We start from the raw sequence: 13,543 nt of genomic DNA on the forward strand, positions 1-13,543 counted from the left end.
TGCTACACTTCAGGCCTGCCACTGCGCAGGCCTGTTCAATTTAGCCCATGAGGAGAGTGCGATGTCCGATAACCGTGTCTGGAGCTACTCTGCAACCCTGATGGGCTCTCCCATTCTGCTGAAACTCTTTGCCGATAACCCGGCGCTCGCCTCCCGCGTTTTTGGCCTTATCAAACGTTACGAAGATCTTCTGACAGTAAACCGCGCCCATTCGCAGGTGATGGATATCAACCACGCGGCGGGGCAGCATCCGGTGGCGGTCAGCCGCCCGGTGTATGAACTGATTAAATGTGCCAAAGCCGCGAGCATGGTGCAGGACAGCGCCTTTAACCTGGCGATTGGCCCGCTGGTGAAGCTGTGGCGTATCGGTTTTAAAGGCGACCGCGTACCGCCAGCCGACGAGATAGCGGCGCGGCTGCGCATTACCCATCCGCAGGATGTGGTGCTGAATGATGCCGACAGCAGCGTGTTTCTTACCCAGCCGGGGATGGAGATCGATCTTGGCGCGATTGCCAAAGGCTTTATCGCCGATCGGGTGCGGGATTACTTGCATCAGCAGGATGTACGCGACGGGCTGATTAACCTTGGGGGAAATGTTCAAACCCTGGACACGCCGCAAGGTAGCTGGTCAATCGGGCTTAAAAAACCGTTCTCGTCCAGTGATGCCCTGGTGGGGTCAATTGAAGTGGTGAATCAATCGGTGGTGACATCCGGCACTTACGAGCGCTATTTCGAACAGGATGGCAAACGCTGGCACCATATTCTTGACCCGCGCAGTGGTTACCCGCTGGATAACGAACTCGACAGCGTGACGATCATTTCCCGCGATTCGCTCGACGGCGATATCTGGACCACGCTTATTTTTGGTCTCGGTGTGGAAAAAGGCTGCGCACTACTGAAACAGCGCGAGGATATTGAAGCGATTTTCGTCACCAAAAACCGCGACATTATCCTCTCTTCACAGCGTCAGTTCCGCTTTACGCCGTGCGATGACAGTTACCGGATCACTGACTGTACTGCTTAAGCAAGCTGTATTGATCGGCAATTAACTGGTAGCGATACACCGGGCGACCGGTCGCGCCGTAGTGAATGGTGGTATAGAGAATATTGATTTGCGCAAGCCAAATCAGGTATTTACGGCACGATACGCGCGATATGTTCACGGCATTCGCCAGTTCATCGGTGGAAAACTCAATGCCCGGATGGGCGTCAATCCACTGACAAATGGTGCGCAATGTCTGCGCGGTTAACCCTTTTGGCAGACGGCGCGTGTCTGCGGCTTCCGGCGCGCCACCGTGTAAAAGACGGTCGACATCGGACTGCTCATAATAAGGGTGTGCGCTCATCAGCTTGCGCTTTTCGCGCCAGCCAGTCAGCGCCTCTTCAAAGCGCGGGAACTGGAAGGGCTTGATCAGATAATCCACCACGCCATAGTGCAGCGAAGTCTGAATGGTTGCCGCATCGGCGGAGGAGGTGATCATAATGACATCAATCGCCCGGCCACTGGCGCGAATGATCGGCAGCAGATCCAGCCCGCTGTCCTGCTGCATATAGACATCCAGCAGCACCAGATCGATATCGCGCTGTGGATCGTTAATCATCTCCTCGGCCTGGCGCAGCGTCGATGCCGTGCCGCAGCACTGAAAGCCGGCGATCTGCGCCACATACATGCGGTTCAGCTCGGCGACCATGGCATCATCGTCAACAATTAATACATTTATCACGCGTTCTTCCTTTCACTATCCCAGGGGAGATGGACAAAAAATTGGGTAAAAACACCGGGTTCAGACTCGACGGTGATTGTGCCGCCAAGTTCGGTAAGTTGCTGGCTGGCAAGAAACAGCCCAACGCCCCGGTTATCACCTTTCGTTGAGAATCCTTTACGGAAAATGGCGTCAATATTGCCCGGCGCAATGCCCGGACCATCATCGCTCACTTCGCCAGTCAGCCAGCCATCCTGATAATGCAGCAGAATACCCACTTCGCCTTCCGGCTGATTATTCATGGCATCAAGCGCATTTTCGATAAGATTTCCCAGCACCGTCACCAGCACGGTAACTTGCTTCTCATTGGGGTTATCCGGCACCAGGCTCTCATCTGCCAGCGTCAGCGTAAAACCGCGCTCTTTCGCCCGGTTGATTTTGCCTAACAGAAAACCCGCCACCACCGGGGATTTAACCCGGTGCTGAATAGCGCCAATATCGGTTTGATAATTCTGCGCGGTTTGCAGCACATACTCTTCAAGCTTGTCATAACTTTTCATGTTTAACAGGCCGAGAATAACATGCAGCTTGTTCATAAATTCGTGGGACGTGGTGCGCAACGCATCAACATAATTCACCATCCCGTCCAGCCGCTGGAGCAACTGGCTCACTTCGGTTTTATCGCGAAACGTGCTGATAGCGCCAATCACCACGCCCTGGCTGCGCACCGGCACCGTGTTGCTGAGCAACAGCAGACCGTTGCAACCGAGCTCGCGGTCATGGGTTGGTTCCCCGGTTTCCAGCACTTCCAGCAGGTCGGCGAGCAGTGGCCCGTGCCCGGCGGCACCGTCCGGTGCGTTAGTCAGCAGCATCTGCCGCGCGGCATGGTTAAGCAGCGTTACGCGCCCGTCAGCATCGACGGCAATCACCCCTTCTTTGAGCGACTGTAACATTGCCTGGCGCTGCTTGAATTGCGCCGAAATCTCATGCGGCTCAAGGCCAAGCAGAATACGTTTCAGCACACGCACCAGTTGCCAGGTGCCGAGTGAGCCGACCAGCGCGCTGAACAGCAGCGTCCACATCACCGCCCAGCGGCTGCGGCTGACTTGCTGATCAACTTTGCTCAACGAAATACCGACAACGACCACGCCAATTTGCTGGTTGGTGTCGTTGTAGACCGGCGTAAAAACGCGTAATGCCGGTGCCAGCACGCCGCGATTCACCGCGACATTCTCTTTGCCTTTCAGCGCCGGGTTAAGATCCTCGCCAATAAAGTGTTGCCCGATGATCCCGGCGTTCGGGTGTGAATAACGGATGCCGTGCATATTGGTGACGATGGCATACAGCAGATCGTTGCGGGCCGCGACCGCTTCCGTCAGCGGCTGGATCACGTTGCTGTCAGGCGGCAACAATAATCCACGCTTGATTTCAGGCGAATCAGCCAGCGTGCGCGCAACGGCCAGCGCCGTCTCTTTGACACCGTCACGCGTGGCATTGCTGATTTGCCAGAACCACAGGGCAAAGGCCAGCAGCAACACCGAACCGATAACGCTGCAAATCATTAGCGTCACGGTGGTGCTGAGCTTCATGGGGCGTTTGCGTGGTTTTATCCGCTGCGCTAACTCTTTCATGCCAAACCCAATTATTCACATCAATATATTTATTATCACCGAAGGCGTAAAAATCTTAAAGCGGCGTGAGACGCACAAAATGCGCGGTGTAGCCGTGAAGCGTGACCCCATTCGCAGGTAAGGCAGATAAATAACCTTATAGTGAGTGTGGAACCATTCAGAAGGAGCAGGGTATGAGCAGTAAGCCAAACGGTTCACTAGTGGAACGTCGCAACCGCCGCACGACCGACATCGACCGGCTCGCCACGCTGGATATGCTGACGCTCATCAATGAGGAAGATAAACAGGTTACCGACGCGGTAAACGCCTGTTTGCCGGCGATCGCCCGGCTGGTGGATAACGCCAGCGCGACGCTGAACCGCGCCGGCAGGGTGGTGATTATTGGCGCGGGCGCGTCCGGGCAGGCGGCGATACAAACCGCACAAGGTTTTGCCCCGGATACGCGTCACGGCGTCATCGGCGTGGTGGCCGGTGGTATCAATGCTAACGCGCAAGCGCGTGACGCGGCGGCGGCAAATTATGAACGCGGTGTCGCCGATTTACAGGCCATCAACTTTAGCTATGACGACATGCTGGTGGCGCTGTCGGTCAGTGGTAAAACGCCGTGGACATGGGGCGCGTTGCGCCATGCCTGGTCGCTCGGCGCACGTATCGCGCTGGTTTGTCGCGGCCACGATAGCGAAGCCGCCCAGTTAGCGGATATTGTGCTGGCACCGGACAGCGGCGCGGAGGTAGTGAGTGGGTTTAGCGAACCGAAAGCGCGTCTTGCCCAGCAGCAGATTCTCAACATGCTGGCAACCGGTCTTGCTATCCGTACCGGGCGTGTTTATAGCAACCTGCGGGTGGATGTGCAGGCGACTAATGTGTACTGGTCAGAGCGGCAAATCACGCTGGTGATGGCGGCTACGCAGTGCTCGCGCGAGCAAGCGAAAAGCGCGCTGGAAAGCTGCGATCACCACTGTCGCACGGCTATTTTAATGTTGCTGACCGGCCTGGATGCCTGGTGCGCGCGCGATCTGCTAACCGAGAATAACGATCATTTGCGAATCGCCTTACAGGAGGCGAAAACGCATCTTGCTGATGTCTGAATAACAAAAAAGTCCGCAGGTACTCATCTTGCGGGCTTTTTTATTTTCGTTTAATTTTCCAGGAGTCGTTTGATATTTCTCTGCTTTAAAATAAATTCCGCCGATATTAATTCCACACAAAATATGCCATTGCTTTTTTTAATTTAAAAAAGCGGCGAAATAATATTTATCGATATGAGCTGATTTGTGAATGATATTTTAAATTAACGTAAAAGTGCGTTAATATCTGTTTTCACAAATCACACCTGCTATGTAACCTTATAATTATGCCTGCAATGAAAAAGACAATTATCTCGCTGAGCGCCGTCGCGTTACTCGTCAGTTCAGTGGCCAGCGCGTACGCAGAAGAGACGCAAAAAACGGACTTCCTGCTGATTGGCGGCGGCATCATGAGCGCCTCTCTGGGCACCTGGCTGCAGGAGCTGCAGCCGGAGTGGAAACAAGTGATGGTGGAAAAACTCGATGGCGTAGCGCTCGAGTCTTCTAACGGCTGGAATAATGCCGGCACTGGTCACTCGGCAAATATGGAACTTAACTACACGCCGCAGCGTGCGGATGGTTCTATTGATGTCAGCAAAGCACTGGAAATTAATGAGCAGTTTATGATTTCCCGCCAGTTCTGGTCGGCACAGGTGAAGCGCGGTATTTTGAATAATCCGCACGCGTTTATTAATTCCACGCCGCACATGAGTTTCGTCTGGGGCGATAATGTTGATTATCTGGCAAAACGTTATGCCGCATTGCAGCAAACGACCTTATTCCAGGGCATGAAATTCTCCACCGATCACCAACAAATTAAACAGTGGGCGCCGCTGGTGATGGAAGGGCGCGACCCGAACCAGAAAGTCGCTGCGACCTGGACGCCGGTCGGCACCGATGTTAACTACGGTGAAATTACCCGTCAGCTGGTCGGTAGTCTGAAAAAAAGCAGCAACTTCTCGCTGCAAACCTCTTCCGAAGTGACCGATTTCAAACGCAATGCTGATAACTCCTGGCATGTCACCATTAAAGATGTGAACAGCGGCAACGAGCACGCCATTGATGCGAAATATGTCTTTATCGGTGCCGGTGGCGGGGCGCTGAAGCTGCTGCAAAAAACCGGCATCCCGGAAGCGGATAACTACGCGGGCTTCCCGGTTGGCGGTTCTTTCCTGATGACGGAAAACCCGGCAATCACCAGTCAACACCAGCAAAAAGTCTACGGTCAGGCGTCCGTTGGCGCGCCGCCGATGTCGGTGCCGCATATCGATGCCCGTTATATTGATGGCAAACGTGTGGTGCTGTTTGGGCCGTTCGCGACGTTTTCCACCAAGTTCCTGAAAAACGGCTCCTTCTTTGACCTGCTGAGCACTACCACCACCAGCAATTTTATGCCGATGACCCACGTAGGGCTCGACAACTTCGACCTGGTGAAATACCTGATTGGTCAGGTGATGCTGAGTGATGAAGACCGCTTTGAAGCGCTGAAAGAGTACTATCCGCAGGCGCGTAAAGAGGACTGGAAACTGATCCAGGCCGGCCAGCGTGTGCAGATCATCAAGAAAGATGAAGACAAAGGTGGGGTGCTGAAGCTTGGCACCGAAGTGGTGGTCGATCAGCAGAAAACCATCTCTGCGCTGCTTGGCGCATCGCCGGGCGCGTCGACGGCTGCGCCAATCACTCTGAATGTGCTGAAGAAAATGTTCCCGGAGCAGTTCAACTCACCGCAGTGGCAGAGCAAAATCCGCGACATCGTTCCGAGCTACGGCCAGGAGATGAACGGTAATGTGGCGCTGACCCAGAAAGTGTGGGATGACACGGCCGCCACGCTGCAACTGACGAAACCGCCGGTGATTCAGATGAACGATCAGGGCAACGCGCCTGTCGACAAACCGGCAGAAGCGAAAAGCGACGTTCCGGCTGATAAACCGGCAGAAGCGAAAAGCGAAGCCTCTGCGCAGCACGATATGGCGCTGTAAGCAGGAAAAAGAACAGGGCGCACCGCGGTGCGCCCTTTTTCTCTCCCGGTCTGCGGCCGTTCCCGCCCAGGTTAAAACCCGTTGTTAACCCGTCACGCATTCAACTGCTGATTTGCCGTTTCTCCAGCCGCCGATAAAGGGTGCTGCGCGATATCCCCAGTTTTTTCGCGGCCAGACTCATATTGCCCTGCGCTTCGTCAATCGCACTCTGCTCATCCTTCGGCGTTAGCGCAACCACGGGCTGGCGCGTGGTGGCTATCTCGGCCGGTAAATCCGCAAGCGTAATGCAATCGCCGTCTTCCGCCAGCGCCATCAATACCCGCAACTGGCTGAGTAACTGGCGCACATTTCCCGGCCACGGGCGACCCGCCAGTGTGGCTATCACCTCGTCACTCAGGGTAAGGCCGCGGCTGGCTGCGCCCAGCTCCAGCCACAGTTTCCGGATAAACCCATCAACATTCTGCCACTCGCGCAAGGGGGGAATGCGCAGATGAAACTCCTGAATGCGGTACAGCAGATCTTCGCGGAATGTCCCGGCCTGTACCCGGGCGGCGAGATCCTGATGGGTAGCGCAAATCAGCGTGAAATTAACGTCATACACGTTATTTGCGCCAAGCGGCGTCACTTTCTTCTCCTGCAACACGCGCAGCAGGCGGGTTTGCAGCGCCAGCGGCATATCGCCAATTTCATCAAGGAATAGCACACCACCATCGGCTTCCCGGCACTTACCGATATACCCTTTCGGGCTTGCGCCCGTAAATGCGCCGGGAACATAGCCGAACAGCTCGGACTCAATCAAATGCTCCGGGAGCGCCGCGCAGTTAATGGCGACGAAATTTCCCGTCCGCCACTGGCTGCGGGCATATAACTCGCGTGCCAGATACTCTTTTCCGCTGCCGGTTTCACCGGTCACGCACAAGGCAATCCCGGCATTCACAATGCGCAGCGCTTTCTCTTTTTCCTTCGCCAGTTGATCCTTGACGAATGCTGCGCCGCGCCCGATATAGCGCCGCGCGGGTAGCGTCTGACGTGCGTAGTAGCGCCGGGTATTGCTGGCGGCGAGCGTGGTTTCGCCAGCCTGCAAACTGGCCTCCGGGAAGAGCGTTTGCAAAGCGAGTTCGCCAAAGTGCTGCGGCGTCAGCGAAAACTCATCCATCGCCAGTTTGTTGGCACCGAGCAATGTCTGATCGGCAAAAATCAGCAACAACTCCTGCGCACTGCCGAGCACCGACGGGTCGTGATGCAAACTCAGCAGCCAGCGGTCAGCGCCAAGCGCGCTGGTGGCCCACTCATGTTCTATTTGGCATACCGCGCGACGGATCAGCGCAGCGGCATCGCGGCGTGGCGCTTGGGCGGGTGTTGAGAGATCTAACACCCCGGCAATTTGTCCGTCCGGTCGAAAGACGGGGGACGCCGAGCAAAACAAACCTGCATTGCGGCTGAGATAATGTTCGCCGCCGGAGACTTCACAATGGCGCTGCAATGCCAGCGCTGTGCCTATTGCGTTGGTGCCGCGCGCGTGTTCGCCCCACAGGTTGCCGGGTGCCAGCGCATAGCGCTGCGCTTTTTGCAGAAAGTCGCGGTTGCCGTGGGTCTCCAGCACCAGACCGGTGGCGTCGGACAGCACCATGATCGACGGATGACTGGCAAGCTGCGGGCGCAGCCGCGCCAGTAGCGGAGCGGCCAGATGGTTGACCCAACCGTTTTCCGCACGGGCATCTTTCAGCATGGATGTCGCCACCCAGGGCTGGGCGTCATCATCGCGGGTCAACCCGTAGCTGAGACTACGCTGCCAGGAGTTTTCAAGCAGGCAGGGCAACCCGGCAGGAGCGAGGGACAAGGCGCGTGGCGGCATGTGACTCTCCATTAAATGAGATGTTACATTTGTGTAGCATAACAGTGTCCCGTATGTAGCGACGTGCGACACACTTCCCGCACCCCGTAGCGCGCTTTTTTGTGTCATTTCATTCCGGCAAAAGCCCGAATTTCAGTTATTCCGTTGTTTTATCAGCATAAACAAAGCCGTGTCGGAGTGTTTTCTAAGACCTGGCATAAGAACTGCTTATGTCACTGTGTCCGCCACGGTGCGCGACGCCTCACCTGTACCGATAATAAAAGAGGAACATCTTATGAAATATGTCCACCCTGGCCTTGCTGGCGCGAAAGTCTCTTTCAAACAGCGTTATGGCAACTATATTGGCGGTGAATTTGTTGACCCGGTGGAAGGGCGTTGGTTTACCAACACCTCGCCGGTCACCGGACAGGTGATTGCCGAATTCCCGCGCTCAGACGCGGCGGATATTGAGAAGGCTCTCGACGCAGCGCATGCTGCCGCCGACGCCTGGGGAAAAACCAGCGTGCAGGATCGCGCCAATGTGCTGCTGGCGATCGCCGATCGCATTGAAGCCAACCTGGAAATGCTGGCATTAACAGAAACCTGGGATAACGGAAAACCGATCCGCGAAACCATGGGCGCGGATTTGCCGCTGGCTGTTGATCACTTCCGTTATTTCGCGGGTTGTATTCGCGCGCAGGAAGGGACAGCGGCAGAGATCGACAGCAATACGGTGGCCTACCACATCTATGAACCGCTGGGCGTGGTCGGGCAGATCATCCCGTGGAACTTCCCGCTGCTGATGGCGGCATGGAAACTGGCTCCGGCGCTGGCGGCGGGTAACTGCGTGGTACTGAAACCGGCTGAACAGACGCCGCTTGGCATCTGCGTGTTGATGGAGCTGATTGGCGATTTGTTGCCAAAAGGGGTGCTGAATGTGGTGCACGGCTTTGGTACGGAAGCCGGTGAACCGCTGGCACGTAGCAAACGCATCGAAAAAATCGCCTTTACCGGCTCCACGCCGATTGGCCGCCATATCCTCTCGTGCGCGGCGGAAAACATCATCCCCAGCACCGTTGAGCTCGGCGGAAAATCACCGAATATCTACTTTGAAGATGTGATGAACGGTGATGAAGGTTTTATTGATAAAGCGGTGGAAGGCGTGGTGCTCGGGTTCTTCAACCAGGGCGAAGTCTGCACCTGCCCGTCGCGCGTGCTGGTACAGGAGTCGATTTATCCGCAGTTTGTAGAAAAGGTCATTGCCCGCATGGAAAACATCCGCAAAGGCGACCCGTTTGACACCGACACCATGATTGGCGCGCAGGCGTCTCAAGAGCAGTACGACAAAATCCTCTCTTATATCTCGATTGCCCGCGACGAAGGCGGCGAAATCATTACCGGCGGCGCTCACGTGGAACACGGCGACGGGCTGCAAAATGGCTTCTATATCCAGCCGACGTTAATTAAAGGCCATAACGGGATGCGCTGCTTCCAGGAAGAGATTTTTGGGCCGGTGCTGGGCATCACCACCTTTAAAGATGAAGCCGAAGCGCTGCGTATCGCCAACGACACCGAGTTTGGCCTTGGCGCCGGGGTGTGGACGCTGGATATCAACCGCGCATGGCGCATGGGGCGCGGCATTAAAGCGGGTCGCGTATGGACAAACTGTTACCACCTCTACCCGGCACATGCGGCGTTTGGCGGTTACAAAAACTCAGGCGTCGGGCGTGAAACCCACAAACTGGCGCTGAGCCACTATCAGCAGATCAAAAACCTGCTGGTGAGTTACAGCGGTTCGCCGCTGGGGCTGTATTAATTATCTACATCAGGATGAGGCGATAATATGCAACTGAAGACCATGAAAGCCGCAGTGGTGAAAGCCTTTGGTCAGCCGCTGGTGATTGAAGAGGTAATGGTGCCGGCGGTTGAACCGGGCAAAATCCTTGTCAAAATTGAAGCGACCGGCGTGTGTCACACGGATTTACACGCCGCTGATGGCGACTGGCCGATTAAACCGAACCCGCCGTTTATCCCGGGCCACGAAGGTGTCGGCCATGTGGTGGCGGTCGGGCCGGGTGTGAAGCATGTGAAAGAGGGCGATCGTGTCGGTGTGCCGTGGCTCTACTCAACATGTGGTCACTGTGAACACTGTCTTGGCGGCTGGGAAACGCTGTGCCACTCGCAGCAAAACTCCGGTTATTCGGTGAACGGTACGTTTGCCGAATATTGCCTGGCCGATGCCAGCTATGTCGGGGTTTTGCCGGATAACGTCGATTTTCAGAGTATCGCGCCGATCCTCTGCGCCGGGGTGACCGTCTATAAAGGGCTGAAAATGACCGAAGCGCGCGCCGGAGAGTGGGTCGTGGTGTCGGGTATCGGCGGTCTGGGACACCTGGCGATTCAGTACGCGGTGGCGATGGGCATGAACGTGGCGGCGGTCGATATTGATGATGACAAGCTGGCGTTTGCCCGCCGTCTCGGTGCCTCGGTAGTGGTCAATGCGCGCCAGGAAGATCCGGGCACACGTTTCCATAGCGAGTTTGGCGGTGCGCACGGCGTGCTGGTGACCGCGGTATCGCCAAAAGCGTTTGAACAGGCAACAACCATGATGCGTCGTGGCGGCACCATGGTGCTTAACGGCTTGCCACCGGGGAAATTCGATCTGTCTATTTTTGACATGGTGCTTGATGGCACCACGGTGCGCGGTTCGATTGTCGGTACGCGTAAAGATCTGCAGGAAGCACTGGATTTCGCCGGGCGTAACAAAGTGCATGCGGAAATCGCCGTAGAGCCGCTGGAGAATATCAACAGCATCTTTGAGCGGATGCGCGCCGGGAAAATCACCGGCAGGATCGTGGTTGATATGTCGAAGTAACACCATAAAACGGGGCAGCGATGCCCCGTTTTCTGTTTCAGGGCAGAGAATCCGCAAAATCTGCCAGTTGCTGGTTAAAACGGGCTGGCTCTTCCAGGAACGGGGCGTGCCCCGAATGGTCAAACCACACCGCGCTAATCCGGGGATTCACGCTTCTGGCCCGCGCCAGCGATGTCTGCGGATTTACCAGCCGATCGTGTTTGCCGTAGATAAAACGTACCGGGATTGTCGCTTTCCCCAGCCCTTGCTCAAGCGCAACTTTCATCGACGGCACGGCGCGTTGCATCTCCCAGGAGGCCATCGCCGCATTGGCTTGCAGGCGCGCGAAGGTAACCGCATCAGGCTGCCGGTAGAAGCAGAGCCGCAGAAACTCGCGCTCGCCATCCAGATGGGTGGTTAAATCCGCCGAGGTCATCGCCTGATAGACGTGTGGATGCGCCGGGATCTGATCGGGCGTTAACTCCACCACGGCATCGACATACAGCGCGCCGGAAAGCGCCTTATCACCGGCATCCGCCAGGTAGTGACTGATCACCGCACCGCCGAGCGACCAGCCGACCAGCAGCGGTTTTTTTGCATGGCTTGCGGCAATGACCGCGGCGACATCTTCTGCCCAGCGGCTTCCCTCACGGTAGGCCTCTGCCTGTGTCGGTTTTGCCGACAGACCATGGCCGCGCAAATCAAAACTGATCAACCGAAAACGTTGCAATGCCGGGTCCTGACGCTGTTTTTCCCAGTTCAGGTGGCTGCCTAATAACCCGTGAATAAAGATAATCGGTTTACCTTGCGGCGAGCCGGACTCTTGTATCGCCAGTTGCACACCGTCCGCCGAGGTGGCGGTGTACTGCCTGTCGCTGGCAAACAGCGAGGCGGAAACGCTGAATAACAAAATGGCGAGGTAACGACCAGGGGATAACAGCATAAAATGTTCCTCCAGATGAATGTACGCCGCTATCCTCAACCCTGACACTGGTGTCAGAGTCAAGCCATTTACCGGGAGGAAGAGGATGTTATCAATTGGCGAACTCGCCCGACAAACGGGCATCAGCGTGCGCGCCATCCGCCATTACGATCGCCACGGTCTGCTGTGCAGCACGCGTGCCTGCAACGGTTATCGCTACTTTCCGCCGCAGGCGCTCGGGCAGGTGAGGCAAATCCAGCAGTTAATCGCGACAGGTTTTAGCATTGCTGAAATTGCCGCTTTTCCTGCCTGCATGCGCAATGAAGAAGGGGCGGGGATGTGCCCGCAAACGCGCGCGTTGCAGCGTGAACGGCTGGCGACGATTGAGGCGCAAATCGCTACCCTTGAACGCCGGCGCGCGCAACTGGCTGCCGCGTTGGCCGAGACAGAACAAAAAACGACGCCCTGAGGCGTCGTCGTAGAGTGAAGGCGTGTCGCCCGTTACAAACCGCGCTGAGCCATACGTACAGCCAGCTCAACCAGGCGATTCGAAAATCCCCACTCGTTGTCATACCAGGCGAGGATTTTCACCAGATTGCCGCCAATGACCAGGGTTGATAAACCGTCGATGATGGATGAGCGCGGATCGCCCTGGTAATCGCTGGAAACCAGCGGTTCATCGCTGTAACCGAGAATACCCTGCAGCGGGCCTGCGCTGGCGGCTTCGCGGAATGCGGCATTCACCTCTTCAGCCGTCACATCACGCTTCAGTGTTACCGTCAGGTCAACAATCGACACCACCGGCACCGGTACGCGCAGGGAGTAACCGGTCAGCCGCCCGTCAAGTTCCGGGATCACTTTGCCGAGCGCTTTCGCCGCGCCGCTGGAGTAAGGCACAATCGACAGCGCCGCAGCACGCGCACCGCGCAGATCTTTTTCCGGCTGGTCATGCAGCGCCTGGCTGTTGGTGTAGGCATGGGTGGTATTCATCAGGCCATGTTCGATGCCGAAACGTTGATGCAACACCTGCGCGGCAGGGGCGAGGCCGTTGGTGGTACAACTGCCGTTGCTGACCACGAAATGGCGCTGCGGATCGTATTCACGGTCATTAACGCCGAGCACGATGGTTAAATCATCATTTTTACCCGGTGCGGAGATGATCACCCGTTTTGCGCCGCCGCGGCTGATATGCACTTCGGCTTTGTCGCGTTCGGTGAAGAAACCGGTGGCTTCAATCACCACTTCCACGCCAACGTCACGCCACGGAATGTTGCCCGGATCGCGTTCGCTGAATACACGCACCGCTTTGCCATCGACGAACAACTGGCCTTCACCCGCTTCTACCGGAACGGGCAGGGTGCCGAGCAGAGAATCATGTTTCAGCAGATGGGCGAGGGTTTTGCTGTCCGTCAGATCGTTAATCGCCACAATCTGAATCTCTGCGTTGCCCAGCGCCGCGCGTAACACGTTGCGTCCAATTCTGCCAAAACCATTAATGCCGACCTTAACCATAATTGACTCCTTCCTGTGCGGTAACTAACTGCAGTTACTGT

General features: G+C 56.3%; 11 protein-coding genes. 6 read left to right on the forward strand and 5 right to left on the reverse strand.

Annotated features, from left to right (window positions below; all coding sequences use genetic code 11):
• Positions 1–61 precede the first annotated feature (61 nt).
• Positions 62–1,024, forward strand: coding sequence for an FAD:protein FMN transferase (locus BN2591_RS23745; RefSeq protein WP_086874169.1), 963 nt, complete (start codon positions 62–64; stop codon positions 1,022–1,024).
• Here the strand turns inward: BN2591_RS23745 and dcuR are convergent.
• Together dcuR and BN2591_RS23755 are read right to left on the reverse strand one after the other, a co-directional pair.
• Positions 1,005–1,724: a two-component system response regulator DcuR gene (gene dcuR / locus BN2591_RS23750; RefSeq protein ID WP_086874170.1), complete on the reverse strand. Its 720-nt coding sequence runs from the start codon at positions 1,722–1,724 to the stop codon at positions 1,005–1,007. The two genes, BN2591_RS23745 and dcuR, sit on opposite strands and share 20 nt — an antisense overlap.
• Positions 1,721–3,334, reverse strand: coding sequence for a sensor histidine kinase (locus BN2591_RS23755; protein ID WP_086874171.1), 1,614 nt, complete (start codon positions 3,332–3,334; stop codon positions 1,721–1,723). Before BN2591_RS23755 ends, dcuR begins: the two co-directional genes overlap by 4 nt.
• A 173-nt stretch (positions 3,335–3,507) precedes the next feature.
• On the opposite strand from BN2591_RS23755, the gene BN2591_RS23760 reads away from it, so the two are divergent.
• Together BN2591_RS23760 and mqo are read left to right on the forward strand one after the other, a co-directional pair.
• Entirely contained in the window at positions 3,508–4,422 is a 915-nt protein-coding gene (locus BN2591_RS23760) for an N-acetylmuramic acid 6-phosphate etherase (RefSeq protein ID WP_086874172.1), read from the forward strand.
• Between the two features lie 266 nt (positions 4,423–4,688).
• Complete coding sequence (mqo, locus tag BN2591_RS23765) at positions 4,689–6,380, forward strand: malate dehydrogenase (quinone) (RefSeq protein WP_086874173.1); 1,692 nt, start codon at positions 4,689–4,691, stop codon at positions 6,378–6,380.
• A 100-nt stretch (positions 6,381–6,480) separates the two neighbouring features.
• Here mqo and BN2591_RS23770 read toward each other — a convergent pair whose 3' ends face one another.
• Positions 6,481–8,235 carry a sigma-54-dependent Fis family transcriptional regulator gene (locus BN2591_RS23770; protein WP_086874174.1) on the reverse strand — a complete coding sequence of 585 codons (1,755 nt, stop codon included), beginning with the start codon at positions 8,233–8,235 and terminating at the stop codon, positions 6,481–6,483.
• A 274-nt stretch (positions 8,236–8,509) separates the two neighbouring features.
• Between BN2591_RS23770 and exaC the strand changes: the two genes are divergently transcribed.
• Together exaC and adhP are read left to right on the forward strand one after the other, a co-directional pair.
• On the forward strand, positions 8,510–10,030 hold the full coding sequence (gene exaC, locus BN2591_RS23775; RefSeq protein ID WP_086874175.1) for an acetaldehyde dehydrogenase ExaC: 1,521 nt from the start codon (positions 8,510–8,512) through the stop codon (positions 10,028–10,030).
• 27 nt (positions 10,031–10,057) lie between these two features.
• Positions 10,058–11,089, forward strand: a complete 1,032-nt coding sequence (adhP, locus tag BN2591_RS23780) for an alcohol dehydrogenase AdhP (protein ID WP_086874176.1) — start codon at positions 10,058–10,060, stop codon at positions 11,087–11,089.
• Between the two features lie 37 nt (positions 11,090–11,126).
• Here adhP and BN2591_RS23785 read toward each other — a convergent pair whose 3' ends face one another.
• Positions 11,127–12,011, reverse strand: a complete 885-nt coding sequence (locus BN2591_RS23785) for an alpha/beta fold hydrolase (protein ID WP_086874177.1) — start codon at positions 12,009–12,011, stop codon at positions 11,127–11,129.
• Between the two features lie 85 nt (positions 12,012–12,096).
• Between BN2591_RS23785 and BN2591_RS23790 the strand changes: the two genes are divergently transcribed.
• On the forward strand, positions 12,097–12,459 hold the full coding sequence (locus BN2591_RS23790; protein ID WP_086874178.1) for a MerR family transcriptional regulator: 363 nt from the start codon (positions 12,097–12,099) through the stop codon (positions 12,457–12,459).
• Between the two features lie 32 nt (positions 12,460–12,491).
• On the opposite strand, the gene gap is transcribed toward BN2591_RS23790, so the two are convergent.
• On the reverse strand, positions 12,492–13,502 hold the full coding sequence (gap, locus tag BN2591_RS23795) for a type I glyceraldehyde-3-phosphate dehydrogenase (protein ID WP_086874179.1): 1,011 nt from the start codon (positions 13,500–13,502) through the stop codon (positions 12,492–12,494).
• Positions 13,503–13,543 lie beyond the last annotated feature (41 nt).

This window comes from Kosakonia pseudosacchari (assembly GCF_900184035.1).
GTDB classification, from domain to species: domain Bacteria; phylum Pseudomonadota; class Gammaproteobacteria; order Enterobacterales; family Enterobacteriaceae; genus Kosakonia; species Kosakonia pseudosacchari.